The 24,744-nt window shown below is 67.5% G+C and carries 24 protein-coding genes; 16 read left to right on the top strand and 8 right to left on the bottom strand.

Going from position 1 to position 24,744, the window contains the following annotated elements:
- Window positions 1-358: 358 nt before the first annotated feature.
- Window positions 359-1,570, bottom strand: a complete 1,212-nt coding sequence (gene tyrS, locus XarbCFBP7408_RS12590; protein WP_104563243.1) for a tyrosine--tRNA ligase — start codon at window positions 1,568-1,570, stop codon at window positions 359-361.
- A 170-nt stretch (window positions 1,571-1,740) separates the two neighbouring features.
- Between tyrS and XarbCFBP7408_RS12595 the strand changes: the two genes are divergently transcribed.
- The gene (locus XarbCFBP7408_RS12595; RefSeq protein ID WP_104563244.1) at window positions 1,741-3,159 is read left to right on the top strand and encodes a M23 family metallopeptidase; all 1,419 of its coding nucleotides are present in this window, start codon (window positions 1,741-1,743) and stop codon (window positions 3,157-3,159) included.
- Between the two features lie 283 nt (window positions 3,160-3,442).
- A complete protein-coding gene (locus tag XarbCFBP7408_RS12600) occupies window positions 3,443-4,585 on the top strand; it encodes an anhydro-N-acetylmuramic acid kinase (protein ID WP_104563245.1) in 1,143 nt (380 codons plus the stop codon).
- A 90-nt stretch (window positions 4,586-4,675) separates the two neighbouring features.
- Here the strand turns inward: XarbCFBP7408_RS12600 and XarbCFBP7408_RS12605 are convergent, their stop codons facing one another.
- From XarbCFBP7408_RS12605 to XarbCFBP7408_RS12615, 3 genes are all read right to left on the bottom strand, one after another.
- On the bottom strand, window positions 4,676-4,903 hold the full coding sequence (locus XarbCFBP7408_RS12605) for a hypothetical protein (protein WP_104563246.1): 228 nt from the start codon (window positions 4,901-4,903) through the stop codon (window positions 4,676-4,678).
- A 58-nt stretch (window positions 4,904-4,961) separates the two neighbouring features.
- Window positions 4,962-6,257 carry an AmpG family muropeptide MFS transporter gene (locus XarbCFBP7408_RS12610; RefSeq protein WP_181106504.1) on the bottom strand — a complete coding sequence of 432 codons (1,296 nt, stop codon included), beginning with the start codon at window positions 6,255-6,257 and terminating at the stop codon, window positions 4,962-4,964.
- 241 nt (window positions 6,258-6,498) lie between these two features.
- Window positions 6,499-7,299, bottom strand: coding sequence for an exodeoxyribonuclease III (locus XarbCFBP7408_RS12615; protein ID WP_104563247.1), 801 nt, complete (start codon window positions 7,297-7,299; stop codon window positions 6,499-6,501).
- A 118-nt stretch (window positions 7,300-7,417) separates the two neighbouring features.
- Between XarbCFBP7408_RS12615 and pyrE the strand changes: the two genes are divergently transcribed.
- From pyrE to XarbCFBP7408_RS12660, 9 genes are all read left to right on the top strand, one after another.
- Window positions 7,418-8,077: an orotate phosphoribosyltransferase gene (gene pyrE, locus XarbCFBP7408_RS12620; RefSeq protein WP_104563248.1), complete on the top strand. Its 660-nt coding sequence runs from the start codon at window positions 7,418-7,420 to the stop codon at window positions 8,075-8,077.
- 25 nt (window positions 8,078-8,102) lie between these two features.
- Entirely contained in the window at window positions 8,103-8,765 is a 663-nt protein-coding gene (locus XarbCFBP7408_RS12625; RefSeq protein WP_104563249.1) for a hypothetical protein, read from the top strand.
- A gap of 115 nt (window positions 8,766-8,880) precedes the next feature.
- Window positions 8,881-9,678, top strand: a complete 798-nt coding sequence (locus XarbCFBP7408_RS12630; protein ID WP_104563250.1) for a ParA family protein — start codon at window positions 8,881-8,883, stop codon at window positions 9,676-9,678.
- A complete protein-coding gene (locus XarbCFBP7408_RS12635) occupies window positions 9,678-10,607 on the top strand; it encodes a ParB/RepB/Spo0J family partition protein (RefSeq protein ID WP_104563251.1) in 930 nt (309 codons plus the stop codon). The genes XarbCFBP7408_RS12630 and XarbCFBP7408_RS12635 overlap by 1 nt, the downstream gene beginning before the upstream one ends.
- 35 nt (window positions 10,608-10,642) lie before the next feature.
- Entirely contained in the window at window positions 10,643-10,951 is a 309-nt protein-coding gene (locus XarbCFBP7408_RS12640; RefSeq protein ID WP_104563252.1) for a helix-hairpin-helix domain-containing protein, read from the top strand.
- Window positions 10,952-11,155: 204 nt separating this feature from the next.
- On the top strand, window positions 11,156-12,121 hold the full coding sequence (locus tag XarbCFBP7408_RS12645) for an SDR family NAD(P)-dependent oxidoreductase (protein WP_104563253.1): 966 nt from the start codon (window positions 11,156-11,158) through the stop codon (window positions 12,119-12,121).
- A gap of 89 nt (window positions 12,122-12,210) precedes the next feature.
- On the top strand, window positions 12,211-12,933 hold the full coding sequence (locus tag XarbCFBP7408_RS12650) for a glycosyltransferase family 2 protein (RefSeq protein ID WP_104563254.1): 723 nt from the start codon (window positions 12,211-12,213) through the stop codon (window positions 12,931-12,933).
- Complete coding sequence (locus XarbCFBP7408_RS12655; RefSeq protein ID WP_104563255.1) at window positions 12,933-13,274, top strand: lipid-A-disaccharide synthase N-terminal domain-containing protein; 342 nt, start codon at window positions 12,933-12,935, stop codon at window positions 13,272-13,274. Before XarbCFBP7408_RS12650 ends, XarbCFBP7408_RS12655 begins: the two co-directional genes overlap by 1 nt.
- 261 nt (window positions 13,275-13,535) lie before the next feature.
- Entirely contained in the window at window positions 13,536-14,069 is a 534-nt protein-coding gene (locus XarbCFBP7408_RS12660) for a hypothetical protein (protein ID WP_104563315.1), read from the top strand.
- Between the two features lie 298 nt (window positions 14,070-14,367).
- On the opposite strand, the gene XarbCFBP7408_RS22765 is transcribed toward XarbCFBP7408_RS12660, so the two are convergent.
- The 3 genes from XarbCFBP7408_RS22765 to coaBC are packed head-to-tail and all read right to left on the bottom strand — an operon-like array spanning window position 14,368 to window position 18,459.
- Window positions 14,368-16,713: a phosphomannomutase/phosphoglucomutase gene (locus tag XarbCFBP7408_RS22765; protein ID WP_181106508.1), complete on the bottom strand. Its 2,346-nt coding sequence runs from the start codon at window positions 16,711-16,713 to the stop codon at window positions 14,368-14,370.
- A gap of 13 nt (window positions 16,714-16,726) precedes the next feature.
- Complete coding sequence (gene dut, locus XarbCFBP7408_RS12670) at window positions 16,727-17,194, bottom strand: dUTP diphosphatase (RefSeq protein WP_104563256.1); 468 nt, start codon at window positions 17,192-17,194, stop codon at window positions 16,727-16,729.
- The gene (coaBC, locus tag XarbCFBP7408_RS12675) at window positions 17,191-18,459 is read right to left on the bottom strand and encodes a bifunctional phosphopantothenoylcysteine decarboxylase/phosphopantothenate--cysteine ligase CoaBC (protein WP_104563257.1); all 1,269 of its coding nucleotides are present in this window, start codon (window positions 18,457-18,459) and stop codon (window positions 17,191-17,193) included. Before coaBC ends, dut begins: the two co-directional genes overlap by 4 nt.
- A 96-nt stretch (window positions 18,460-18,555) precedes the next feature.
- Between coaBC and radC the strand changes: the two genes are divergently transcribed.
- The 5 genes from radC to XarbCFBP7408_RS12700 all read left to right on the top strand — a co-directional run bounded on the left by radC (window position 18,556) and on the right by XarbCFBP7408_RS12700 (window position 23,285).
- Window positions 18,556-19,233: a RadC family protein gene (radC, locus tag XarbCFBP7408_RS12680; RefSeq protein WP_104563258.1), complete on the top strand. Its 678-nt coding sequence runs from the start codon at window positions 18,556-18,558 to the stop codon at window positions 19,231-19,233.
- A gap of 86 nt (window positions 19,234-19,319) precedes the next feature.
- A complete protein-coding gene (gene argS / locus XarbCFBP7408_RS12685) occupies window positions 19,320-21,008 on the top strand; it encodes an arginine--tRNA ligase (RefSeq protein WP_104563259.1) in 1,689 nt (562 codons plus the stop codon).
- A 45-nt stretch (window positions 21,009-21,053) separates the two neighbouring features.
- Window positions 21,054-21,935, top strand: a complete 882-nt coding sequence (locus XarbCFBP7408_RS12690) for an SPOR domain-containing protein (RefSeq protein ID WP_104563260.1) — start codon at window positions 21,054-21,056, stop codon at window positions 21,933-21,935.
- 5 nt (window positions 21,936-21,940) lie between these two features.
- Entirely contained in the window at window positions 21,941-22,489 is a 549-nt protein-coding gene (locus XarbCFBP7408_RS12695; RefSeq protein ID WP_104563261.1) for a hypothetical protein, read from the top strand.
- 40 nt (window positions 22,490-22,529) lie between these two features.
- Window positions 22,530-23,285 carry an SDR family NAD(P)-dependent oxidoreductase gene (locus XarbCFBP7408_RS12700; RefSeq protein ID WP_104563262.1) on the top strand — a complete coding sequence of 252 codons (756 nt, stop codon included), beginning with the start codon at window positions 22,530-22,532 and terminating at the stop codon, window positions 23,283-23,285.
- A 164-nt stretch (window positions 23,286-23,449) separates the two neighbouring features.
- On the opposite strand, the gene XarbCFBP7408_RS12705 is transcribed toward XarbCFBP7408_RS12700, so the two are convergent.
- Window positions 23,450-24,577 carry an acyltransferase family protein gene (locus XarbCFBP7408_RS12705; protein WP_104563263.1) on the bottom strand — a complete coding sequence of 376 codons (1,128 nt, stop codon included), beginning with the start codon at window positions 24,575-24,577 and terminating at the stop codon, window positions 23,450-23,452.
- Window positions 24,578-24,744: the final 167 nt, after the last annotated feature.

A 24,744-nucleotide genomic window follows, 5' to 3' on the forward strand; every position in this document is an offset into this window, starting at 1 on the left:
GGAAGTTGCCGCCGCTGCACTTCAATCCGCCGCAGCGTCTTTCCGTGTAGCTAGCCGCCCATCATAGCCGGCTTTTCCGTTTCGTCAACACCTTAATTTCAAGGAGTTTTCGAACCCTTTCCGCTCCGTTTCCGCGTTTGCGGGCCGTTGCGTCGGGGGAGGCGAACTATATGCCCGACGCAACGGATTTGGGAAGCGTTTTGTGAAAAATTTTTCACGGATTTGCCAAAAACTTGCGCTGCGCCTCAATCGGCCGGGCTTTAGAGCCCGAGCGATCTAATAGAGCCAGTACTTCTATCTGATGGGTGCAGCTTGCGTATCCATAGAGGCTACCGCCCTGCAGCAACCTCAAGGCAGGTCAGGCAGTAACGAGCGACACGCGAGCAAAATTACGTTTGCCCACTTGTATGACGCCTTCGAAGCCGTGAGCGAAAACGCGGCTGGCATCTTCCACCACTTCGCCATCGATCTTGACCGCGCGCTCCTTGATCTTGCGGGTGGCTTCGGAATTGCTCGGCGTCAGACCGGCGGCAGTCAGCAGACTGGCGAGGCGCAGCCCTTCGGCCGGAACCACCACTTCCTGTACCGGCAGCAGACTGGTGTCGCCCTGACCTGTCACCACCGCGTGCCAGCCGGCGATGGCCTGCTCCGCGGTGGCAGCGTCATGGAAACGTGCGGCGAGTTCGCGCGCCAGCCGCAATTTGACCTCGCGCGGGTGCAGTTCGCCCGAGGCGACCTGCGCCTTCAGGCGTTCTGCTTCGACCATGCTGATGTCGAAGGACAGCAGATCGATCCAGCGCCAGGTCAGCGCGTCGCCGATCTTCATGGTCTTGGTGACGATGTCGATGGCCGGCTCGTTGATGCCGATGTAGTTGCCCAGCGACTTGGACATCTTGGCCACGCCGTCCAGGCCTTCCAGCAGCGGCATGGTCAGCACGACCTGCGGGGCCTGGCCGTAGTGCTCCTGCAGGCCACGCCCCATCAACAGGTTGAACTTCTGGTCGGTACCGCCCAGTTCGACGTCCGCCTTCAGGGCGACCGAGTCGTAGCCCTGGACCAGCGGATACAGGAATTCGTGGATGGCGATCGGCTGCTGGCCAGTGAAGCGCTTGGCGAAGTCGTCGCGCTCGAGCATGCGCGCCACCGTGTGCTGTGCGGACAGCTTGATCATGTCGGCCGCGTTCATCTGGCCGAACCATTCGGAGTTGAAGCGCACTTCGGTGCGTTCGCGGTCCAGGATCTTGAAAACCTGCTCCTCATAGGTCCGGGCATTGGCCAGCACATCCTCGCGGCTGAGCGGTTTGCGGGTGGCGTTCTTGCCGCTCGGGTCGCCGATCATGCCGGTGAAGTCGCCGATCAGAAAGATCACCTGATGGCCGAGCTGCTGGAACTGCCGCATCTTGTTGAGAAGCACGGTGTGGCCCAGATGCAGATCCGGCGCAGTGGGATCGAAGCCGGCCTTTACCCGTAGCGGGGCACCGGTCTTGAGCCGTGCTTCGAGCTGATCGAGCTTGAGGATCTCTTCGGCGCCACGGCCAATGAGTGCGAGGGATTCTTCGATAGTGGCCAACCACAGACTCCAGCGGCGTTTGCCGTCAACAACGTGAACGATGTTAAACGCGGGTTAATTCCGCGCCAAATGAAAATGTTGAACAGGCTCAATGGTTTGACGCGCTGTTACAGGCTGTCTATGGTAACGGCGATTGGGCTCGCACTTCGAGCCAGCGAGGAATTTGAACGATGCAGAACTCAGAGCAGGGCCGTGCACGCAAGCGGCGCTTTCACGAACGCCTCCACGTCCTCCACGACACTGCCCTGCATCGCAAGCTCAAGGCGCATCTCCCGGCGGCGTTCAACGACCGGTGGACACGCCGTCACTGGATCCATGCCAGCCTGTTCGCGACCATCGGTGCGCTGGTGGCCACGATCGTGCCGGGCTTCTCCAACGCCATCGATACTCCGCTGTCCAGCCATTCCACGCTGGCATTGCCGTTGCCGCCGCTGGTGCCGAGCCGCAAGCAACTGGCGCCGAGCACCGATTGGGAAATTCTGCAGGTCAAGTCGGGCCAGACGCTGAGCACCTTGTTCGGCGAGCTGGGGATTCCGACCACGGTGATGTACCAGGTGCTGGCGCATCCGGGCACCAAGGAGGCGCTGACCAAGCTGCGTCCGGGCGCGGAGATCGCGTTCGACATGCCGACGCCGGGGCAGCTGCGCGCCCTGCGCTTTGATCGCGACGACAGTCATCGGGTGGAGCTGCGCCTGCTGGGAGATGCCGTGCGCGAGAACGTCACCGAACGCGCGACCACCACGCGCACGGTGGTGGCGAGCGGGGAAATCAGCAGCTCGCTGTACGCCTCGGCCGGCAAGTCGGGGTTGTCGCCGGCAGCGGTGGCGATCATGACCGACGAGATCTTCAAGTACGACATCGACTTCGACAAGGATCTGCAGCCGGGCGATCGTTTCAGCGTGGTGATGGACGAAACCTGGCGCGAGGGCGAGCGGATCAATACCGGCGACATCCTGGCGGCGACCTTTACCACTGGCGGCAAGACCTACACCGGTTTCCGCTTCGAGCGTGCCGGCAAGCCGGCCGAGTATTTCGACATCACCGGTCGGCCGTTGAAGAAGAGCTTCATCCGCATGCCGGTGGCCTACAGCCGCATCAGCTCGACCTTTGGCGCACGCAAGCACCCGGTGCTGGGCACCATGCGCATGCACAAGGGCGTGGACTACGCGGCAGCCTCGGGCACGCCGATCATGGCCGCCGGCGATGCGCGGGTGGTGTTCGTCGGCACCCAGCGCGGCTACGGCAATGTGGTGATCCTCGACCACGGCAAGAACTTCAGTACGCTGTACGGGCACATGTCGCGCTTCGGCAAGATCAAGGCCGGCCAGCGCATCAACCAGGGCACGGTGATCGGCTATGTCGGCATGACCGGCCTGGCGACCGGCCCGCATCTGCATTACGAATTCCGTGTCGCCGGGCAGCAGCGCAATCCGATGTCGGTCACCATGCCGCCGCCCGAGCCGCTGCAGGGTGCCGAGCTGGCCGCCTTCCGCGCGCAGACGGCGCCGGCACTGGCGCGTATCGAAGGCATGGAGAAGTTGATCTATGCCGACGCCGGCAAGCCTGCCAAGGACAAGCCGCGCGGTTGAGTGGCGGCGGCTGACTTCTCGGCCGCCGACATGGCCATCGCCGATCGGATGGCTGCATACCGTTCGCGCAGGGGCTTCTAGCTCCCGCAACACCGCGGCCGGCGCCGGATCGCTGCCAGCGGCCAGTGGACACCATGATGCCGACGCGGCCGTCGGCACTGCCGGTGCGGCGCCTGCCTGACGAACGTACAGCCCATTGGCCTCACCGCGATGCGTGCAGGGCCGGTTGACTCTCCAAGCCGGGCTGCACAAGCTGCACGACCACTGTGCAACTGGCCCTGGCATGTCCGCTCCGGAACACCTGGAATCCCCGCTGTACCTGGGCCTGATGTCCGGCACCAGCGCCGACGGCATCGATGCCGCACTGGTGCGCTTTGCCGATGACAGCCATCGCCGCTGCGAACTGGTTGCCGGCACCACCGTGGCCTGGGAGCCGCAACTGCGCGACACGCTGGTGATGCTGGGCCAGGGCGCCGACGTGATCGCCATCGATGCGCTTGGACACCTGGATGCGCAGGTGGGGCTGGCGTTTGCGGCCGCGGCCAATCAACTGATCCGCGACAGCGGCATCGCGCGTGCGCGCGTTCGCGCGATCGGCTCGCATGGGCAGACCATTCGACATCGACCCAAGGCCGATCCGGCCTTCACCTGGCAGATCGGCGATGCCAGCCGGATTGCCGAGCACACCGGCATCACCACGGTGGCCGATTTCCGCCGTCGCGATGTGGCTGCCGGCGGCCAGGGCGCGCCGCTGATGCCGGCCTTCCATCTGGCCATGCTGGGCACGGGCGATGAAGACCGCGCGGTGCTCAATCTGGGCGGCATCGGCAACCTGACGCTGATTCCGCGCGATGGCGCGGTGCTGGGCTTCGATACCGGGCCGGCCAACGCGTTGCTGGACAGCTGGTGCCAGCAGCATCGCGGCACGGCGTTCGATGCCGACGGTGCGTTTGCCGCCAGCGGGCGCGTCGATACCGCACTGCTGCAGGCGTTGCTGGCCGACCCGTGGTTTGCGCTGGCGCCGCCCAAGAGCACCGGGCGCGAGCAGTTCCATCTGGACTGGGCGATGCAGGCGATGCGGTCACTGGGACACGTGGCGCTGTCTGCGGCCGATGTGCAGGCGACCCTGCTCGAACTGACCGCGGCCAGTGTCGCCGACGCGTTGCTGCGGCTGCAGCCTGATACTCGCCGCGTGCTGGTGTGCGGTGGCGGGGTACGCAATCCGGTGTTGATGGCACGACTGGCAGCGCGACTGCCGGGCGTGGTGGTGGAATCCAGCGCGCGGCATGGACTGGATCCGGACTATCTGGAGGCGATGGGGTTTGCATGGTTGGCCGCCGAGCTGCTGGCGGGCCGTACAGCCAACCTGCCGTCGGTGACCGGGGCGGCCGGGCCGCGGTTGCTGGGAGCGATCCATCCGGCATGACAGGCCTGGATCAGTGCGAGCGTCCGCAGCCGCAGCATCCTCGCGCCGAATGGATTCGCACGCGAGGCAGCGCTGGCTGACCGTTTGCAGCTACGGACTATTCCCCGCCGGCAGCGCCTTGAGCGCGGCAATCGCTTCGGCCAGGGCATCGACTTCCGGGTGTTGCAGGCCGCCGGTGACTTCGTATTCGCTGGCGAACAGGCCCTGTTCGAGCAGATGCATCACGGTCTGGTGCTGGGTCCAGCCGCGTGCGACGGAGATACGACGAATCCTGTCCACCAGCAATGGATCGATGTCCCGCAACAGCAGATCGGTCATGCTTTGCCTCGTGCACTGCGCTGCCCCGCCTGCATCATCGGCAACCTTGGCGGCCGTTTCAATCCGGGCGCCCATCGCGGGCATCCAGCCGCGGCCACAGCCAGGCGAGCAAGGCCAGCGTGGGAACCACGGTCAGGGCGCTGAGGATGAAGAAGGTGCTGTAGGAGGTGGCCTCGACCAGGAACCCGGATACACCGCCGGCGAACTTACCCGGCAAATTGGCCAGCGACACCAGCAAGGCGTACTGGGTGGCGGTGAAATTGCGATTTGTCAGCGATGACATGAAGGCCACCAGCACGGTACCGGCGAACCCCTGGAACAGATTGTCGGCACTGAGTGCGGCGTAGAACGCCCACAATTTGCCAGGGTTCTGCGCCATCAGCAAAAACGCCAGGTTGGACAGCGCCACGCCCAGGGCGGCCACCAGCAGCATGCGACGGAAGCCGAACGCCGCCACCGCCGCACCGCCGGCGAATGCGCCGACGATGCCCATCCATACACCGAACAGCTTGGACACCGTGGCGATGTCGGCCTTGGTGTAGCCAGAATCCAGATAGAACGGCCCGGCCATCACGCCGATCACCTGATCCGGGAACTTGAACAGGCCGACAAATGCCAGCAGGACGATGCCCAGCGCCAGCCCATTGCTGGAGAAGAAACTGGAAATGGGCTGCCAGAATGCGTCGGCGACATCGATGCGACGCACCACCGTAACCGCGGGGCGGTCCGGCTCGCGGCATACCAGGGTGGTGATGATCGGCAGCAGCATCAGCGCCGACATGGCCAGGTACGCCGAGGTCCAGTTGAGGTATTCGGCCAGGTATAGCGCCCCGGCGCCACCGAGGATCAGGCCGATGCGATAGCCCAGGGTGTAGGTCGCCGCCAAGGCCGCTTGCGCCGTGTCCGGGGCGACTTCGATGCGGTAGGCATCCACCACCGAATCCTGCGTGGCGCCCCAGAACGAGGCGAACAGCACCCAGGCGACCAGGCCGGTGACACTCATCTCCGGGCGCGAAAACGCCAGTGCGAACAGGCCGGCAGTGACGCCGAGTTGCGAGACCAGCAGCCAGGAACGCCGGCGGCCCAGAAACGCGGTGAGCGGGAACGCATAGCGGTCGATCAGCGGAGCCCACAGGAACTTGAGCAGGTAGAAGAAGCTGGCCAGGCTGATCAAGCCGATGCTGCCCAGATCCAGGCCGACATCGCGCAGCCGGGTGGACAGGGTCTGCGAGGCGATCAACAGGAACGGCAGACCGCTGCCGAAACCCAGCAGTGCCATGGTTGCCGCCGATGGCGTGGCGAAGGCCTGCCGGATGCCGCGCAGTCCTTTGTAGTTGGGTACAAGCTTAGTCATGCGTATGGCCACTGGGAACGGGTGCTGATCATTGCCGGGCGGGCAGTATCGCTGGCCGCTGCGCGGATTGACCTGCCGGAAACGCATGATTGGCGCCATGAAGGATCCACCGCCATCAGGCTGCGGCCGGGCACAGCCTGCACGCACTCGACGTTGATCTCCACGCAACGGCTGGAAGCACACCACTGGGGGGCCTGGCCAACCGGACCCATGCTCGTCACTGCCAGCTGCGCGCCCTCACTCACTCCGCGTAATCCACGCTGTACGGCGCGTGGTCGGAGAAGCGCTGCTCGCGGTAGATGGAGCAGGCCTTCACCTTGTCGCGCAGGCCGGGGGTGACCAGTTGGTAGTCGATGCGCCAACCGACGTTGTTGGTGCGCGCCGCGCCGCGGTTGCTCCACCAGGTGTAGTCCTGGCCCTGGGGATGCAGCACGCGGTAGGTATCGACCCAGCCGCGGCCGCTGGCGGCGTTGGCGTCTTCCAGCGCATCGGCGCACAGGCCGTTGAGCCAGTCGCGCTCGGGCGGCAGGCAGCCGGAATTCTTCTGGTTGGATTTCCAGTTCTTGATGTCCAGCGCCGAGCGCACGATGTTCCAGTCGCCGCACAGCACGTACTGCCGGCCGCTGGCCAGCCACTGCTCCAGGATCGGCCGCAGCCATTCCATCACCTGGAACTTGTAGCCCTGACGCAACTCGCCCGACGAGCCGGACGGGATATAGAAGGACACCACGCTGAGGTTGCCGAAGCGCGCTTCGACATAGCGGCCTTCTTCGTCGAACTCGGGCCAGCCCAGCGCGGTGCGCACTTCGTCGGGCTCGTGCCTGCTGTAGATGGCCACACCGCTATAGCCCTTCTTGGTGCTGGCGTCGCGGAACCAGGCCTTGTAGCCGGTGGGCAGGAACTTGGGACCGGCCAGCTGATGCTCCTGGGCCTTGGTCTCCTGCACGCACAGCACGTCGGCGTCCTGGTCGGCGAACCACTCGAAGAAACCCTTGGTGACGGCCGAGCGCAGGCCGTTGGCGTTGAAACTGATGATGCGCATAGGCCGGGAATAAGGAGTCGGGAATAGGGAATCGTAAAGCCTACCCCAGCGCAGCTGCGAAGGCTGCCGAGGCGCGATGCGTTTACCATTCGCGATTCTCCATTCCCCATTCCTGTCAATGACCGACCACCGCACCCGTTTCCTGCAGCTGGCCCTGGGCGCCGATGCCCTGCGCTTTGGCGAGTTCACGCTCAAGTCCGGGCGGCTCAGCCCGTATTTCTTCAATGCCGGGCGCTTCGATTCGGGCGCCAAGACGGCGCAGTTGGCGCAGTGCTATGCCGATGCGATCGACGCGGCCGGGGTGGAGTTCGATCTGTTGTTCGGGCCGGCCTACAAGGGCATCCCGCTGGCGACCGCACTGGCCTGCGCCTATGCCGGACGCGGGCGCGACCTGCCGCTGGCGTTCAACCGCAAGGAAGCCAAGGACCATGGCGAGGGCGGCAGCCTGATCGGTGCGCCGCTTGAGGGCCGCAAGGTGCTGATCGTCGACGACGTGATCACCGCCGGCACCGCGATCCGCGAGGCGCTGGGCACCATCCGTGGCGCCGGCGGCATTCCGTCCGGGATCGTGGTGGCGCTGGACCGGCAGGAGATCGCTTCCGAGCAGGATCGCCGCTCGGCTGCGCAGGCGGTGGCGGCCGAGGCCGGCATCCCGGTGATCGCAGTGGCCAACCTGGTCGACCTGCTTGCTTTTGCGGCAGGAAACGCCGACCTTGTGGGCTTCCGGGAACCGCTGCTGGCCTATCGTGGCCGCTACGGCACCGACACCACAGGCTGACGGCAGGCGACAGGGGGCTGCGACGATGCCGAAACACACCCGTTTGGCGTTACTCGCCGCCGTTGCGGCAGCCGTGGCCACCGCGCCTGCCATCGGCCAGGACAAGCCGGCCGCGAAGAAGCTGTATTGCTGGAACCAGAACGGCGCCCGGGTGTGCAGCGATACGCTGCCGCCGGAGGCGGTCAATCAGGCGCGCGACGAATTCAACGCCAGGAGCGGCATGCGCAGCGCCGAGGTGCAGCGCGCGATGAGCAGCGACGAGCGCGCTGCCGCCGCGGCCAGCGAGCAGCAACGCCAGGCCGACCTGGCCGCCGAGCAGATGCGCCAGCGCACCGACCAGGCGATGTTGATGTCCTACCAGAGCGAGGACGATCTGCGCCGGGTGTTCAACGAGCGCATCGCCATCGTCGACAACAACATCCACACCGCGCGCTTCAATGTGACCAGCCTGCGCGAAGGGTTGGCCAGCATGCTGCGCAGCGCCGGCGACCGCGAACTGGCCGGCCAGGCGGTGGCCGACAAGCTGGCCGCCGACATCCAGCAACGCCATCGCGAGCTGATGGCGCAGCTGCGTCTGCAGACCAGCTTCGAGCAGCAACGGGTGGCGCTGGACAGCGAGATCGCCGACATCCTGCAGCGCTACCGGGCGATGAAGGAGCCGCCGGCCGGCGTGGCGCCCAGCGGCTGACCGGCGCAGCCGTCATTCCCGCCCGTGCAGCGCACTGCGGCGGGCGGCATTTCCCGATCCGACGCCCTGCCCGCATAATGGCCGGTCTTACTCCCTGCCCACGAGGCTCTCCCGCATGGCCCGGATCATCGCCATTGCCAACCAGAAAGGCGGCGTCGGCAAGACCACGACCGCAGTCAATCTGGCGGCCGGCCTGGCGCGCGCGCCCAAGCGTGTGTTGCTGGTGGATCTGGACTCGCAGGGCAACGCGACCATGGGCAGCGGCATCGACAAGCGCGATGTGGCCGCCTCGACCTGCGACCTGTTGCTGGGCGAAAACACCGCCGCCGACATCCGCGTCACCGCGCCGGAAGGCTTCGACCTGCTGCCGGGCAACATCGACCTGACCGCGGCCGAGATCCAGCTGATGGATCAGGGCGAGCGCGAGCAGCGGCTCAAGCGCGCCCTGGCGCCGATCCGCGACGAGTACGACTTCATCCTGATCGACTGCCCGCCGGCGTTGTCGCTGCTGACGCTCAATGCCTTGACCGCGGCCGATTCGATCATCGTGCCGATGCAGTGCGAGTACTACGCGCTGGAAGGACTGACCGCGCTGCTGGAAACCATCGAGGCGTTGCGCGCCAACCTCAATCCGGCGCTGGAAATCGAAGGCGTGCTGCGCACGATGTTCGACATCCGCAACAACCTGGCCAATGCGGTGTCGGCCGAGCTGACCGAGCATTTCGGCGACAAGGTGTTCCGCACCATCGTGCCGCGCAACGTGCGCCTGGCCGAGGCGCCCAGCCATGGCCAGAGCATCGTCGGTTACGACCGCACCTCGCGCGGTGGCGTGGCCTACCTGGGGCTGGCCGGCGAAATCGTGCGCCGCCAGAACGACCGCAACAAGGCCTACCGGCCCGTGGAGACCGTCTGATGAACAAGCCGATCCCCGCAAAGAAGCGCGGCCTGGGACGTGGCCTGGAAGCGCTGCTGGGGCCGAAGGGCGCGGCCGCCGCCGCGGCGCCGAGCGCGGCCAGCGAGGAGGCCTTGCAGCCGGGCGACAGCCTGCGCCGGTTGCCGGTCACCCAATTGCAGCCGGGCAAGTACCAGCCGCGCAGGGAGATGGACGAGGTCAAGCTGGCCGAGCTGGCGGAGTCGATCAAGGCGCAGGGAGTGATCCAGCCGATCGTGGCGCGCGAGCTGGCGCCGGGGCAGTTCGAGATCGTGGCCGGCGAACGTCGCTGGCGCGCCTCGCAGCTGGCCGGGCTGAGCGAAGTGCCGGTGGTGGTGCGCGAGCTGGACGACCGCACCGTCATCGCGATGGCGCTGATCGAGAACATCCAGCGCGAAGACCTCAACCCGCTGGAAGAAGCGCAGGCGCTGCAGCGACTGATCGACGAATTTTCGCTGACCCACGCCGAGGCCGCCGGTGCGGTGGGCCGCTCGCGTGCGTCGGTGTCCAACCTGCTGCGGCTGCTGGAATTGCCGGTGGCGATCCGCGTGCTGCTGGAAACCCGCCGCCTGGAAATGGGCCATGCGCGGGCGCTGCTGACCCTGGCGCCGGAGCTGGCCAGCAAGCTGGCGCAGGAAGCGGCCGACCAGGGCTGGTCGGTGCGCGAGGTCGAACACCGTGCGCAGCAGTTCGCCGCCGGCAAGCTGCCCGGCGCGCTGCGCAAGGGCAAGCCGGCGCCGGTGGCCCCGCAGGCCGATATCGCCTCGCTGGAGACCGAACTGTCCGAATCGCTGGGCACCAAGGTGGTGTTCAACCACGGCCGCGGCGGCAAGGGCAAGCTGGTGATCCACTACACCGACCTGGACACGCTGGACGGCGTGCTCGAACGCCTGCGCCTGCAGCGCGGCTGACCGCTATTGCGCATCCAACAGGATCCTCGCCGGCAATGAATCCCGCCAAGGTGGACCGCCAGCATCTGCTGCAGCTGACCGACCTGCCCAACGTCGGGCCGGCCTGCGAAAAGGATCTGCGCCTGATCGGCATCCGCGTGCCTGCGCAACTGCGCGGTCGCGACGCCTACGACATGCATGCACAGCTGTGCCTGCGCACCGGCGTGCTGCACGACCCCTGCGTGATCGATGTGTTCCTGTCGATCGTGCGCTTCATGGACGGCGAGACGGCGCAGCCGTGGTGGAAGTTCAGCGCCGAACGCAAGGCCAAGCTCGCCAGCGAAGCACCGCTCGCCCTGCGGTGAACGTACCCGCATGCCGCGTTGCAGCCCTTACCTGGAGCACCGCATGAGCCGCGACTGCCGTGAATCGAACTTGGCGCACTGCGCGCCGCAAGTACATCAACAGCATGAAAACGCCAGCACAGCGCGTGGCCGTGTCTGCGGCGCTTGGTGCGTGCGGATCAGTTGTGCTGGCCTTTTGTTTGCGTATTTCCCAGGATCACCGCCATGACCATACTCGTCACCGGCGCCGCCGGTTTCATCGGGGCCTACACCTGCCGCGCGCTGGCTGCGCGCGGTGAATCGGTGGTGGGCCTGGACAACTACAACAGCTATTACGACCCGCAGCTCAAGCGCGACCGGGTGGCGGCGCTATGCCCCGGTATCGACATCCGCACGCTGGACCTGACCGACCGCGACGGCCTGGCCGCGTTGTTCGACGAGATCCGGCCCACCCGCGTGGTGCATCTGGCCGCGCAGGCGGGGGTGCGTTACTCGCTGGAAAATCCGTCCGCCTACGTCGACAGCAACCTGGTCGGCTTCGTCAACATGCTCGAGTTGTGCCGGCACCGCGGCGTGCAGCACCTGGTGTATGCCTCGAGCAGTTCGGTGTACGGCGATTCGGCCACCCCGCCGTTTTCCGAAGACCAGCGCGTGGACCAGCCGCGCTCGCTGTATGCGGCGACCAAGGCCGCCAACGAGCTGATGGGCTATACCTATGCGCAGCTGTACGGCCTGCGCGCGACCGGGCTGCGGTTCTTCACCGTGTACGGGCCATGGGGCCGGCCGGACATGGCGCCGCTGATCTTCAGCCGCGCGGTGCTGGCGGGGCGGCCGATCGAGGTGTTCAACCACGGCAGGATGCAGCGCGACTTCACCTTCGTCGACGACATCGTGGCCGGCGTGCTGGGCGCGCTGGACACGCCCAGCGGCGAACCGGTGCCGCACCGGGTGTTCAACCTGGGCAACCACACCCCGGTGGAGCTGGAATACTTCATCGACCTGATCGCCCAGGCTGCCGGACGCCCGGCCGAGAAGGTCTACCGGCCGATGCAGCCGGGCGACATGATCCGTACCATGGCCGATACGCAGCGCGCGCGCGCCGCCTTCGGCTTCGAGCCGGCCACCCCGGTCGAGCACGGCCTGCCGCAGGTGGTGGATTGGTGCCGCAGTTATTTCGGCGAGCGCGCCTAGGGCGCGCGTTCGCTTCATGCCTGACTCAGACAGTCAGGGCACAATGCGCGATCTTTTTCGCTCAGCCTTCATCTGGCCAACACGCATCCATGAGCCAACCCCAGCTGTCCGTCGTCGTCCCGGTGTTCAACGAGCGCGACAACGTCGCCGCCCTGGTCGGCGAGATCGTCGCCGCCTTGCGCGGGCTGGTGGCGTTCGAGATCGTCTATGTCGACGACCACTCGCGCGACGACACCCTGGCGGTGCTGCAAGGCCTGAAGACCACCACGCCGGAACTGCGTGTGCTGCATCACCTGACCCAGAGCGGCCAGAGCACGGCGGTGCGCAACGGCGTCAAGGCCGCGCGTGCGAGCTGGATCGCCACGCTCGACGGCGACGGCCAGAACGACCCGGCCGACATCCCCAAGCTGCTCATCGCGCGCAGTCAAGCCGAGCCGCAGGTCAAGCTGTTCGCCGGCTGGCGGGTCAACCGCCAGGATTCGGGGTCCAAGCGCTGGGCCAGCAAGTGGGCCAACGCGATCCGTTCGCGCATGCTGCACGACAACACACCCGATACCGGCTGCGGCATCAAGCTGTTCGAGCGCGAGGCGTTCCTGGACCTGCCCTACTTCGATCATATGCACCGCTATCTGCCGGCGTTGATGCAGCGCGCCGGCTGGCGCACGGTAAGCGTGCCGGTGCATCACCGCCATCGCACCGCCGGCGTGTCCAAGTACAACAACCTCAATCGCGCGCTGGTCGGCATCCGCGACCTGCGCGGCGTGGCCTGGTTGATCACCCGCAGCAAGCGCACCGTGGTGCAGGAGCGCTGATGGAACTGCACTGGCTGGACCAACCGCTGACCTGGCTGTACTGGACCGGGCTGCACGTCACCGGCTGGAAGCTGATCGGCTATGTGGGCGCACTGATGTTCGGCGGCCGCTGGCTGGTGCAGTTCGTCGCCTCCAAGCGCGCCGGCAAGCCGGTGATCCCGCGCCTGTTCTGGTACATGAGCGTGGTCGGCAGCCTGATGACGCTGAGCTATTTCGTATTCTCGGCCAAGCAGGATTCGGTGGGCGTGCTGCAGAACCTGTTCCCGGCGTTTACCGCGTTCTACAGCCTGTATCTGGATGTGAAGCATCGCGGCTGGAGGCGGGATCGGGCGGTGCATTGAGCGGGGATTGGGGATTGGGGATTCGTAAGTGCGGCACTCCCGCTCCACGTTTCCGGGCTTTGAGGCGATGCTGGCTGCGTAGCTGAGCTGATTGAGCGTGCTGCATTGGTGCTGCATTGGCTCTGCTTTCGCTGGATAACGTCAGGGGCTCGCTAATTGGGGTCAATGCGTTTTTTCGTACGTCGCGATGCGATGGTTACCGACCTGGGACAAGGCGCGTGGCCGATGCCGCGCCTGTTTGCCCATCGGCATGCTGTGCCCATGTCCAGCGCACTCCTCCATCGTCCATTGTCCGGGTCGGCGCCGATTGCGGCGCACTGGTACCTGCAGCTGTACACGCATCAGCAGGTGCCGTTGTTTGCCGACTGGCGTTGCGCGCGGGCGGCCGCGGCCAGCCTTGCGGCCACCGGTCATTGGCAGGGCGCGCAGTTGCTGTGCTGGGTGCTGCTGCCTGACAGTTGGTGTGCGCTGTTGCAGGCGCCTGGCAAGGCTGCGCTGCTGCAACTGGCCTCCCTCGCGCGACGGGCGGCTGCCGAGGCGGTCAATCGCGCGCGCGGCCGTGGCGGGACGGTGTGGCAGCCGCAGATGCAGGCGTCGGCGCTTGCGCCGAATGAGGATCATCGACAGTTCGCGCGTACGCTGGTGGCGTTGCCAGTACGCGCAGGGCTGGCCGCGCAGATCGGTGGGTATCCGTACTGGGATGCGGTCTGGCTGTTGCATGACCGCGCTGCACATGGCGCCGCGATTGCAGCACCGGATGATCGCGCACGTATGCCGGGTCCGGGAGGCAGGTGACCGTGATCGCTTGCATCCGTCCGGCGCGAGCCAGACATACTGTTGCGCGTCTTCGCCGGTCAGCATTGCGGGATATCTGTGCGAGCGACGCCTGCTCGATCAATGTCTGACGTCCAGCGGCGTCTGTTCGGGCGACGTCTGAGGTTGCTCGCCTACGCCTGCCGGAGCGGGCTGCGCGCTGCGGTGATCGCCTGCATCTGCCAGCGCCGAGCACGGTGTGATCGGCCCCTGCGGCGCGGCGCCGCGACCCGCCCTGCCGACACGCCGGCAGAGCAGTCGCCCGTGACGCACCGGCCGGTCAAAATTCCAGCGGATGGTCCGGCAGCAGGGCCTGCAACTGGCTGCGGAACAACCCGCGAATCCGCTGCAGTGCATCTTCGGTGTCGGCCTCGAAGCGCAGCACCAGGATCGGCGTGGTGTTGGAGGCGCGCACCAGGCCCCAGCCGTCGGCGAAGTCCGCACGCAGCCCGTCGATCGTCGACAGCCGCGCCGATTCGAACGGCGATTCCTCGCCCGCCTGGGCACGCTCGACAAAGCGCGCGACCAGTGCGTGCGCATCGCCGTCCACCGGCACCTTGATTTCCGGCGTGGACACGCTTTCGGGCAGGGCGTCCAGCACCTCGGACGGGGTTTCCTCGCGTTGGGCCAGGATTTCCAGCAGGCGCGCGGCCGCGTAGATACCGTCGTCGAAGCCGTACCAGCGCTCCTTGAAGAAAAAGTGCCCGCTCATCTCGCCGGCCAGTTCGGCGTCGGTCTCGCGCATCTTGGCCTTGATCAGCGAGTGGCCGGTCTTCCACATCAACGGGCTGCCGCCATTGCGCAGCACGTGATCGGACAGCTTGCCGGTGCACTTGACGTCGTAGATGACCAGCGCGCCGGGATTGCGCTGCAGCACATCGGCGGCGAACAACATCAGCAGGCGGTCCGGGAACACCATGGCGCCTTGCTGGGTGACCACGCCCAGACGATCGGCATCGCCATCGAATGCCACGCCGATATCGGCATCGAAGCGCTGCACCATCTTGACCAGGTCGTCGAGGTTGTGCGGCTCGCTCGGGTCGGGATGATGATTGGGAAAGGTGCCGTCGATCTCGCAATACAGCGGAATGACCTTGGCACCGATCGCTTCCAGCAGGCGCGGCGCAATCTCGCCGGCCGCGCCGTTGCCGGCATCCACCACCACCTTGATCGGACGGTCCAGCTGCACGTCGTCGGCGATGCGCTGGATGTAGGCGTCGCTGATGTCGCGCTGTTCCACATCGCCAGGCGTTGCCGCGGTGTGCAGGCGGCCTTCGTTGATGCGTTGGTGCAGTTCGGCGATCGCCGCCCCGGACAGGGTCTCGCCACCGATCACGATCTTGAAGCCGTTGTAGTCGGGCGGATTGTGGCTGCCGGTGACCGCCACGCAGCTGCCGGCGCGCAGTTCGTAGGCGCCGAAGTACACCACCGGCGTGGGCGCCAGGCCGATGTCGATCACCTGGCAGCCGGCGCGACGCAGGCCGTCGATCAGGCCATTGGCGAGCTCCGGGCCCGACAGCCGTCCATCGCGGCCGACCACCACCTCGCGCAGGCCCTGCGCCTGCATCACGCTGCCGATGGCCTGGCCGATCAACGCGGCGGCGCCGGGGTTGAGGTCCTTGCCGACCACGCCACGGATGTCGTAGGCGCGGAATATCTCGGTGGCGACCTGCACGGCCGGTACCAGCGCCGGCGGCGCGGGCGGCGCATCTGCCTCCAGCGCGCGCGCCTGGCTGGCGAGGCTGGCGTCGTGCTGCAGGCTCTGGCTGAGGGTGGGTTCGTCGGCGCTCGGCTCGCCGGACACGCGGCGACGCGGCAAGGCGACGCGGCCACGGCTGGCCAGCACCAACAGCACGGCGATGACGAGCAGCAGCGCGGCCACGATCGCGCAGCCAACGGCGCCCAGACCCAGCGGGCCGTCATCGCGTTGCGGCACCGCGGCGGCCACGCGCAGGCCGCTGTTACCCAATGGCCTGGCCAGGGTTTCGGCGGCATCGGCCAGCGCCAGATCGCCCTGCTGGGCGACGTTGTAGCTGCCCTGGCGCAAGGCCAGGTACGCGCTGCCGGGCACGGCGATCGCATCCAGCGAGCCGGTCAGGCGCAACAGCGGCAACCGCGCATACGCCACCGCCGGCTGCGCGCCCAGGCGCACCGCGGCCGCCACGCCGAGCCGGACCTGCTTGGCATCGCGCACCACGTGCACCTGCGCACGCTCGGCCACCAGTGCCGACTCGAGCAGGCTCAGCCGCGCGTAACCGAAGTCCTTGGGATTGTCGTAGGCGGCGGTGAGGTCGCCGGACAGCACCTGCACATCCTCGGCACCCTTGAAGCGCTCGCGGATGCTCGAGGCGGCCGCCAGCGCATCGCCATTGGCCAACGCGGCGATGACCTGCGGCTGCTTGAGCACGGCGTCGAGCTGGCTGGCCGGTTGGGCCATGGCCCGGCTGATGTCCTGCACGGCGCGGTCGCGCGCCTGTTCCAGCTCCTGCGCAATCGCATCCTGGCGCCATTGCGCGTAGCTGTTCCAGCCGAACCAGGCAGCCAGCAGCACCAACACCCCCCCCAACACCGGACCACTCGTACGCACGCTGGACATCGACTGCCTGCGCTCGCTCGCCTTGCTCATGTGACGCCCCCCGTCAGCGCACGCCGGTGTGGCCGAATCCACCCGCTCCCCGCGCGCTGTCGACGAAAGTATCCACCACTTGCAAGCCCACGCGCACGATCGGCAGGACCACCAGCTGTGCGATGCGGTCGCCCGGCTCGATGGTGAAGGCCTCGCGGCCGCGATTCCAGGTGCTGATCAGCAGCGGCCCCTGGTAATCGGCATCGATGAGCCCGGTGCCGTTGCCGAGCACGATGCCGTGGCGATGACCCAGGCCCGAGCGCGGCAGGATCACCGCGCATAGCTGCGGGTCGGCCAGATGGATGGCGATGCCGCTGGGAATCAGCGCCGCATCGCCGGGCTCCAGCGTCATCGGCGCTTCCAGCGCGGCGCGCAGGTCCATGCCGGCGCTGGATTCGGTGGCATAGGCCGGCAGCGGCCACAGATCGCCAAAGCGCGGGTCGAGCAGCTTCACCTGCAAGGACTGGGTCGGGGCGCTCATGCCTGCAATCTCTCCGCGATCAGGGCCAACAGCTGGTCGGCCAGCTCGGTCTTGCTGCTGCTGGGGAAGCCGCGCTCGCCGCCCTGCCAGTAGGCGGTGGCGGCATTGTTGTCGCTTTCGAAGCCGCCGCCCTCGATCCCCACCTGGTTGGCGATGATCAGGTCCAGCCGCTTGGCGGCCAGCTTGCCACGCGCGTAATGCTCCACGTCGTGCGTTTCGGCGGCAAAGCCGACCACCAGCTTCAGCGCGCCGGTCTGCGCGGCGACCTCGGCCAGGATGTCCGGGGTGCGCACCAGTTCCAGGGTCAGCGTCTCGCCGGTCTTCTTGATCTTCTGCGCGACCACCCGCTTGGGGGTGTAGTCAGCCACCGCGGCGGCGCCGATGTAGATGTCGGCCGGGAACGCGCCCAGCACCGCATCGCGCATCTGCGCAGCCGAGCGCACGTCGATCCGCCGCACCCCGGCCGGGGTGGTCTGGTGCACCGGGCCGCTGACCAGTACCACGTCGGCGCCCTGGCTGGCGGCGGCAGCGGCCAGGGCATAGCCCATCTTGCCGCTGCTGCGGTTGCCGACGTAGCGCACCGGGTCCAGGTCCTCGAAGGTGGGGCCGGCGCTGATCACGATGCGCAGGCCCTGCAGTTGCGCGCTGCTGGGCACGAACGCCGGGGCGGCAGCAACCTTGGAGGCGAGCGGTGCGGCGCTGCCGGCAGCGCCGGCCAGGGCGGCAATGATCGCCGCCGGCTCGGCCAGCCGGCCGGGGCCGGACTCGCCTTCGGCCAGCGGGCCGTCCTCGGGACCGACCACGCGCACGCCGCGCGCGGACAGGGTCGCCACGTTCGCCTGCGTGGCCGGGTGCAGCCACATGCGGTGGTTCATTGCCGGGGCCACGGTCAGCGGCGCGGTGGTGGCCAGGCACAGCGTGCTGACCAGATCGTCGGCCAGGCCATGCGCCAGCCGCGCCAGCAGGTCGGCGGTGGCCGGGGCGACGATCACCTGATCGGCCCAGCGCGCCAGTTCGATGTGTCCCATCGCCTGCTCGGCGGCGCTGTCCCACAACGTGGTGCGGGTGGGCTGCCCGGACAGCGCCTGGAAGCTGAGCGGGGTGACGAATTGTTGCGCGCCGCTGGTCATGGCGACCTGCACCTGCGCACCGGCGTCGCGCAGGCGACGGACCAGTTCGAGCGATTTGTAAGCGGCAATGCCTCCGCCGACGCACAGCAGCAAGCGCTGTCCGTCCAGGGGGCGGGCCTGAGTGGAGCCGGTCACGTCGGAGTCGTCCTACGGTTACAAGGACAACTAGATTAGCCGATGCCCCCGTCCGGCCTGATAGGCGTGAGCGATGAGCATCGGCAATCTCGCCATATGCACATTCACGACTGGCCCACCCACGAACGTCCGCGCGAGAAACTGCTGGCGCGCGGGGCGCCTGCCCTGTCCGATGCCGAGCTGCTGGCGATCTTTGTCGGCTCCGGCCTGCGCGGCCAGGACGCCGTCCAGACCGGACGCGACCTGCTGCTGCGCCACGGCCCGCTGCGCGTGTTGCTGGATCTCACCGCGCCCGCCCTGGCGCGCCTGCCCGGCCTGGGCCCGGCGTCGGCCTGCAAGCTCAGTGCGGCGCTGGAACTGGCGCACCGCCACCTGCTGAGCGCACTGGAACGCGGCGACGCGCTCAGCGACCCGCCCAGCGTCGGCCGTTACTTTTCGCAGCGGCTACGTGCGCGCGCCTACGAGGTGTTCGCGGTGCTGTACCTGGACACCCGCCATCACGCCATCGCCTTCGAGGAAGTGTTCACCGGCACCATCGACGGGGCCGACATCCACCCGCGCGAAGTGGTGCGGCGGGCGCTACTGCACAACGCGGCGGCGGTGATCGTCGGGCACAACCATCCCTCCGGCAATCCGGAGCCGTCCGAGGCCGACCGCGCGGTCACCCGGCGCCTGCTGGATGCGTTTGAGCTGGTGGATATCCGCCTGCTGGACCACTTCGTGATCGGCGACGGGCGTCCGGTCTCGCTGGCCGAGCGCGGCTGGCTGGGATGAGCGCGCGGCGGTGACCTGAACCATCGGCCCGACCCCGGGGCGCGCGGTCGGGTAAAATCGGTGGTTTCGTTCCAAGCAGATCCCACGTGAAAGCCCTACTCCGCGCATTGATCGGCCAAGGCATCGAAGCCTTGCGCGCCAACGGCACCCTGCCTGCCGACACCCTGCCGCCGGATTTTGTGGTCGAGCGACCCAAGACCCGCGAGCATGGCGACTTCGCCACCAACGCCGCGATGCTGCTGGCCAAGGCCGCGCGCAGCAATCCGCGCGCGCTGGCGCAGGCGCTTGTGGCGGCGCTGCCGGCCAGCGACGACGTGGCCAAGGTGGAGATCGCCGGCCCGGGCTTCATCAATTTCCATCTCGCCCCCACCGCCTACCAGCGCGAAGTGGCGCATGTGCTCAAGCAGGGCCACGACTACGGTCGCGGGCTGGCCGGCAACGGCCGCTCGGTGGGCGTGGAATACGTCTCCGCCAACCCGACCGGCCCGCTGCACGTCGGCCACGGCCGCGCCGCGGCGATCGGCGACAGCCTGGCGCGCGTGCTCGATGCCAACGGCTGGAACGTCAAGCGCGAGTTCTACTACAACGATGCCGGCGTGCAGATCGAGAACCTGGCCTTGTCGGTGCAGGCGCGCGCGCGCGGACTCACCCCCGACAGCGAGGGCTGGCCGGAGAACGGCTACCGCGGCGACTACATCGCCGATGTGGCCAACGCCTACCTGGCCGGCGACACCGTCGACCTGGAAGGCCATCTGGTCACCGGCGGCAAGGACCCTGCCGATCTCGAATCGATCCGCCGCTTCGCGGTGGCGTACCTGCGTAACGAGCAGAACCACGACCTGGCCGCGTTCCGGGTGGATTTCGATATCTATTTCCTCGAAAGCTCGCTGTACAAGGACGGCAAGGTCGAAGAGGCGGTGCAGAAGCTGATCGCCTCCGGCCATACCTACGAGGAAGGCGGCGCGTTGTGGTTGAAGTCCACCGACTTCGGCGACGACAAGGACCGGGTGATGCGCAAGTCCGACGGCACCTACACCTACTTCGTGCCGGACGTGGCCTATCACCTGACCAAGTGGCAGCGCGGCTACGAGCGCGCGATCACCGAGCTGGGGGCGGACCACCACGGCTCGCTGACGCGCGTGCGCGCCGGCCTGCAGGCGCTGGAGCTGGGCATCCCGCAGGGCTGGCCGGAATACGTGCTGCACCAGATGGTCACGGTGATGCGCGGCGGCGAGGAAGTGAAGCTGTCCAAGCGTGCCGGCAGCTACGTCACCCTGCGCGATCTGATCGAAGAAACCAGCGCCGATGCGGTGCGCTGGTTCCTGATCGCGCGCAAACCCGACTCGCAGCTCACCTTCGACATCGACCTGGCCCGTCAGCAGAGCAACGACAACCCGGTGTTCTACGTGCAGTACGCGCATGCCCGCGTCTGCAGCGTGCTGCGGCAGGCGCAGGAGAAAGGTTACAAGTACGAGCAGGCGCATGGACTGGCCGAGCTGGCGCGCCTGGACGACGAGCATTCGCTCAACGTCATGGTCGAGCTGTCGCGCTATGCGGAGGTGGTGGAAATCGCCGGGCAGACGCTGGAGCCGTACCAGATCGCGCAATACCTGCGTGAATTGGCGCACGCCTTCCACACGTGGTATCACAACACCAAGTTGCTGGTGGACGATGCCGCAGAGCGCGACGCCAAGCTCACCCTCGCCGTCGCCACGCAACAGGTGCTCGCCAACGGCCTGGAACTGCTTGGCGTCAGCGCCCCAGAAAAGATGTGAGCCGGGCCGCATGGCCCGCGACGACGTGATTCGGAGAAGTGGTAGATGGCAGCACGACGCGGTAAGAGTCAGGCGCGACGCAACAGCAGCAATGGCACCCCCGGTTGGGTGTGGTTGGTGGCGGGCGCTGCGATTGCGGCAGTGATCTTTCTGGCCGCGCCCAACCTGTTCAAGAAGGACGGCGACGGCTTCCTGCGCGTCGGCCCGCGCGCCAACCCCGATGCGCAGCCCGAGCCGGTGGCCGATGCCGACGTGGATACGCCGGCCGAGCTGCCCAAGCCCAGCGCGCAAGCGCCCAAACCGCAAGCCAAGCCGGGCGATGCGCAGACCCAGTACGACTTCTACACCTTGCTGCCCGGCAAGGAAGTGCAGATGTCCGATGCCGAACTGGCAGCCAGTGCGCGCGCCGAGGAAGCCGCACGTGCGCGCGCGGCATTGGAAGGCAAGCCGGTCGCGCCTGCACCGGGTGCGAGCGTGGCGGCAGCCACGCCGGCCGCCAGCGTGCCGGTCCCGTTGACCGAAACTGCCGCCAGCGCGCCGAAGCCACTGGCCGAGACCGCCCCGGCCCGCCCGGCCGCCACGCCGGCCCAGGCCAGCACTGCGGCGCTGACCGCGCCGGCTGCAACCGCTGCGCCGAGGCCGGCAGCGACAGCAGCGGCTGCCACCCCGGCAGCTGCCTCTGCAGTGACCGACAACACCCGCTACATCCTGCAGGCCGGCTCGTTCGGCGCCTCCGGCGATGCCGAATCGACCAAGGCCAAGCTGGCGATGATGGGCCTGGCCGCACGCGTGGAGTCGGCCGACATCAGCGGCAAGACCGTCTACCGCGTGCGCATGGGGCCATACGGCAGCGCCAGCGAGCTGGCCGAAGCCAAGCAGAAGCTGACCGGTAGCGGCTTGCCCGCCATTGCGATCAAGGCGCAGTAGCCGCAGTGCTGCAGCGCACCGCCGGCCTGTGCTTGTGGTGGGGACTGATCGGCGCAGCGCACGCCACCGAGCAGATTCCCGACCGCATCCGGATCGACGGGCAGGACGCGGTGCTGCTGGCCGAGCCATTGGCGCCGGTGCTGGACGACCAGGCCACCTGGCAACGTTTCGTGGCGCATGCGCGGCAGGCGCTGGGCAGTTGCGGTGCAAACTGGCGCGGCTACCAGGCCGACTGGCGCGTGGAGCAGGCGCAGGTGCTGCTGGATCGCATCGTCATCGGCGCCTGCGACACCGCGCCGCCGGCGTTACCGCTCGAGGTGCTGTTCCCCGGGCGAACCGCCCCGGTTGCCGCGGATTGGATCGATGGCGAGCTGGTGGTCGCCCTGCCAACCGCTGCAGATCCCGGCGACACCGCGCCCGGCGCTGCAGAGGCAGCATACCTGCTCCTGCAGGTGCAACACGGCCGCGTGGTTGCGCGCGAGCCGCTCAGCGAGGCCAGGCTGCGCGCGCGCCGTGCCCAGGCCGACGCGCCCGGCGCGGCCACCACACCCTGATCCCTTTGCCCGATCCCCTCGTTCGCAGGAGTTATCCCCCATGTCCAAGACCGTTCTGATCACCGGTGCCACCTCCGGATTCGGCAGCGCCGCCGTGCGCCGTTTTGCCGCCGCCGGCTGGAAGATCATCGCCACCGGCCGCCGCGCCGAGCGCCTGGAGGCGTTGGCGGCCGAGCTGCCTGCCGGCCAGGTGCACACCGCTGCCTTCGACATGCGCGATGCGCAGGCCTTGTCGGTAGCGATCGACGCATTGCCGGCCGCGTTTTCCGACATCGATGTGCTGGTCAACAACGCCGGGCTGGCGCTGGGCACCGCACCCGCGCAGCAGGCCGACCTGACCCAGTGGCAACAGATGATCGACACCAATGTGACCGCGCTGGTCACCCTCACCCACCGCCTGCTGCCGGCGCTGATCGCACGCCGCGGCGCCATCATCAACATCGCCTCGGTCGCGGCGACCTACCCCTACACCGGCGGCAATGTGTACGGCGGCACCAAGGCGTTCGTGCAGCAGTTTTCGCTGGGCCTGCGCGCGGACCTGCACGGCACCGGCGTGCGCGTGACCTCGATCGAACCGGGCATGGCCGAAACCGAATTCACCCTGGTGCGCACCGGCGGCAACCAGGCCGCCTCCGACACGCTGTACCGCGGCGCCACCCCGATGACCGCCGAGGACATCGCCGAGCAGATCTTCTACGTCGCCGGCCTGCCGGCGCATCTGAACATCAATCGGCTGGAAATCATGCCGGTCACGCAGTCGTTCGCCGGTTTCCAGGTGGCGCGCGACGCGCAGTGACGATGGCCGGCAGCGCCAGTGCCGCGGTCGCGCCGCGATCCGATGGTGTGGCGGCCGGCGCGTGAGCAGATCGCGCCGCATCCAAGCTGGGTGCGGGACTGCAACCGGCGCACCGCCAGGGATGACGAAGCGCCGCGCATTGCGCGGCGTTTTGCTCTGCCTAGTCAGCCGCGATCGGCGGCAGCCAATGGCCGCGCGCCCGGCCGCAGCATCCTGTCGCGCAATTGCAGGAACGGGCGCTCCACCGCGTAGTGCAACAGCGCGCCACCCAGCACTGCCACCAGCCCATAAACCGCAAATGCCAGCACGCCCCGCCCCTCCAGCGCCGGGCCGAACCAGCCCTGGGTGAGATGGAATACGGCCTTGTGGGTCAGATACAGGCTGTAGGAGATGGTCGCCAGCCATGCCGCGCCCGGCACGCGCAAGCCGCCGAGCACACCGCTGCCGGCGGTGCCGGCGAGCACCAGCAAGGCCAGTCCCAGCGACAGCACCGGCCAGCCCACCGCATTGCCGATCAGGCCGGTGCGCTCGCGGAACAGCCACAGTGCCAGCGCCAGAATCGCCACGCCGGCACACAGAATGGCGTTGCCGTGCTGCTGCAGCCGTTGCCACGTCATGGGACGAAACACCTTCAGTACCGCCAGCACGACACCGGCCAGCAGACCGTCAAGACGATTCCAGGTCGGGTAGTAGATGTCTTCGATAAACCAGTTGCGCTGCAGCCCGGCGCCAGCGCTGTCCAGGGCAGTGTTGTGCAACCAGAAGCCGGCGCGCAGCGCGATGCCCGCGATTACCACCGCCACGCACAGCATCACAAACCGCGCGGCCGAGGGTCGCCGCAGCAGCAACGTCGCCAGCAACGGAAACAGCAGATAGAAATGTTCTTCCACGCACAGCGACCAGGCGTGCGAGAACGCGGCATCACGGCCGTAGTCGACGAACAGGTTCAGGGTGAAGGTGACGAACATCCACCACGGCGCCAGCCCAGGCGACTCGCGAAAGTCCGGCCACGCCATGTAGATCACCAGCACCAGCAAGAACGCCGGCAGGATGCGAAACGCGCGGCGCAGATAGAACTCCTTGAAGTCCAGGCGTTGCCCGCGCGCCAGCGGCCTCAGCACCTGCGTGCCGATCAGGAAGCCGCTCAGGACGAAGAACAGGTCCACGCCCATCCAGCCGTAGCGCGACAACCACGCCCAGTCCGGCCCCAGGCCGCCGACCACAAAGGAATGGAACAGCATCACCCAGACAATAGCGATGCCACGCAGCAGATCGAGAGCGGGATAGCGCATGCGGGCGATGCAAAGCCGAGGGAGCCCGATTGTGCGGCATCCCGTCGATGCGACGATGCCGGCGCCGACGCTGGCGCATTCGCCAGCTCGGATCAGTAACGCAGACGCTGTTTCCACGTCACTCGATCGTGCAGGCCTGGTCCGGTCGACCACCTATCGGCGACAGC

Origin of the sequence: Xanthomonas arboricola pv. guizotiae, from assembly GCF_002940205.1 — a bacterium.
GTDB classification, from domain to species: Bacteria; Pseudomonadota; Gammaproteobacteria; order Xanthomonadales; family Xanthomonadaceae; genus Xanthomonas; species Xanthomonas arboricola_C.